2 protein-coding genes are annotated in these 2,432 nt (G+C 45.2%); both read left to right on the top strand.

Annotation, left to right across the window (positions count from 1 at the left end):
• Nucleotides 1-260 precede the first annotated feature (260 nt).
• Nucleotides 261-848 carry a hypothetical protein gene (locus HMPREF3044_RS08200; protein ID WP_141759663.1) on the top strand — a complete coding sequence of 196 codons (588 nt, stop codon included), beginning with the start codon at nt 261-263 and terminating at the stop codon, nt 846-848.
• Nucleotides 849-855: 7 nt separating this feature from the next.
• Complete coding sequence (locus HMPREF3044_RS08195; protein ID WP_070740733.1) at nt 856-1,791, top strand: Kiwa anti-phage protein KwaB-like domain-containing protein; 936 nt, start codon at nt 856-858, stop codon at nt 1,789-1,791.
• Nucleotides 1,792-2,432 lie beyond the last annotated feature (641 nt).

Raw genomic sequence — 2,432 nt, 5'->3', positions numbered from 1 at the left:
GTACAAAAACACCATGGACTCCAAGTCCAAAAAGACCAAAGACTCCGAGTCCAAGAAGTTCATGGACATAACATGCGGGTGCTAGACCGACCACCTAGTAGAATCGACAACGGACAATGGTATTGGGTGAAAAACTGAAACCACTTTTCGAAGCTAGCATTTTTTTAAAAAACGCTTATAACATTGTTGAAACTTCGGGGAAAATTTCGGTGTTACTCTAGCTCACTTTAGGTGCGGGTGAGGAATAGTACTCTGTAGATATGACTGGCAACGGATCCCCAGAATCTTTCAAAAGCAGAATATTACTATTTTTATCGTCGCTCACACCTGTGCTAGCCATTGCAAGTATCAGACTCTGGGATAGTCAAGGATGTTTGAAGTACGGTTTGCTCGTCCTCACTATCGCAGCCCTCATTCCAATGACGGCGGTCATCCTTTACCGTCGGCGGAAAGCGGGACGAGAAATTCTAAAGATCAAGTCTGTTAAGGACGAAAGCAACGAGATTCCGACTTACGTTATCACTTTTATATTTCCGTTCTTATTCCTTTCACCCGATATGAGTCGTGCACTGATTTGCGCCTATATCGCATTCGCATTGCTCATGATCTTAATGTTGTTCCAAACATCGCTCTCGACTATTAATCCGCTACTGCTCATTTTTGGCATTCACGTCTTCGAAGTTGAACTCGAAACAGGATCGAGCGTGTACGTCCTGTCTAGGCATTTGACTGTACCAAGTGATCAAAAAATAGAGGTAAAGAAGCTAACCTCTGATCTTTACATCCCTTTTGAAGCGGATGTAAGCTCCGGAAAAACCAAAGATGAATTAGGCTCGAAGGAAAATTAGGAATTAAATGTCAGCTAAAACTTTAAGTGAAATCGACAATCTAAATGATCCAGTTCGTTTGATTCTCGGCTACCGTTCTGAGAAGAAAGTGTCCTTAATTCGCGTGCCACTTGCGCAGAATGCACAAGACGCCTTCAAAGATATCGCTGAACAACTACTTCAATCTTTAACCGAGCGTACGGCAGAAGAATGGGACCCAACTCGTGCGGTATCAAAAGAAACCTATCTGGTTACCACACCCAGTGAGGTCGGTGATGTACCCCAAGTTACTCGTTCAAAGCAGCCTCTCATCGATGCTTTGATTGAGTCAGACTCGATCGAGGAAGTTGACAAATCCTCGCTTCGTAAAGCTGATCCACTTTTCTATGCATATCAGTTTGGTGCGGGAGAAAGTTCTACAGTGTTCTTGCGCAGGATGAATGCACTTCGGGGTCTGAGGAAGAAACGACTTGGGATCCTGAGTGATCAACTACAGGTGATAGATGATCCAATCCTTGCCTTTGATGGCTCTGCGGACTTAGTCTTTACCTCCGAGTCAGTATTTGTCCTAAGTCAATCGGCTTTTACTACTCTTTTCAGAGGTCAAGCAGAACTTCGGAAAATGGTTCGGAACTGGGTCGATGAAATTAAGAAATCAACACCGATGACAGAAGGCTCAGTTGAGGTGCTTTTGACTAAAAGTGAATCGGATACACGTGTCGCAAAGAGAATTGAGAGCATTAAACGGAGAGGCCACCTAGCTAACATTTCTCCTGATCTATTACGGACGGAAATGATGCAGTTTAATCTTGACCCTAAAAAGTTAATGAATCCCAAAGACGAGCTAGTGATCTCTAAAAATAATGCCCTTGACGTGTTGAAGTTTCTCAACGAGGATATGTTCCGTGGCGTTTTATCAGATGAACTATTCGAAAGCGACAGTAAGAAACTACGTTCATATTGATTCAGTGATATTGTTGCTAATCAAGGGCTAGTCCTCCAATTGAAGCCTCTAATAAAGTAATCTCTCCCTAAAATCCACAATGTTTTACCCCGTTCTAAATAAACCGACATCTACCATATATATAATCAAGGGCGGTGCTAAGGTTTTTAACCCCGCATTAGGGAGTGTATGAAGGAAGTGATTTTTATGTCGGTGTGTCAGATGCGGGTTTTTGGTACCGGTGTTCCGGAGACCCAACTCTCCGGAAAGTCCCTACCAACTAACCGCATCTGACACTATCCGGAAACCACTGCTGAATCTCCGCATCCGAGAACCGTCGAACACGATCCAACGTCCACTGATTCTCATCCACAACCCGACGAACAGCAGCCACCGTCTTCGACGAGCACCCACATTCCCGGGCAATACTGCGATAACTATGCCCCTCCAACAAGGCACACACAATCGCGCGGTAATCCGTAGACAACGGACCACCCCTTTCTAGTCACGCGGCCGACTCGTACACACTGAGTCACCCGTCACCAACTAGAAAATCACCCCCGCCCCCACACAAAAACACCGGTGCTTTCCAACCGACAGAAACCCGCTTTCCAACCACTGCCCCAGACACCACCCGTAGAAGCCTTGCAGGATCGGTGTTT

The sequence above is a fragment of the Corynebacterium sp. HMSC073D01 genome (assembly GCF_001815555.1).
GTDB classification, from domain to species: Bacteria; Actinomycetota; Actinomycetes; order Mycobacteriales; family Mycobacteriaceae; genus Corynebacterium; species Corynebacterium glucuronolyticum.
The sequence above is the reverse complement of the archived record's forward strand: the minus strand, read 5'-3'. Positions and strand labels throughout refer to the sequence as shown.

Excerpts from the sequence above, each read along its gene's own strand:
- HMPREF3044_RS08195 (WP_070740733.1), top strand. The coding sequence starts at position 856 with ATGTCAGCTAAAACTTTAAGTGAAATCGACAATCTAAATGATCCAGTT.
- HMPREF3044_RS08200 (WP_141759663.1), top strand. The coding sequence starts at position 261 with ATGACTGGCAACGGATCCCCAGAATCTTTCAAAAGCAGAATATTACTA.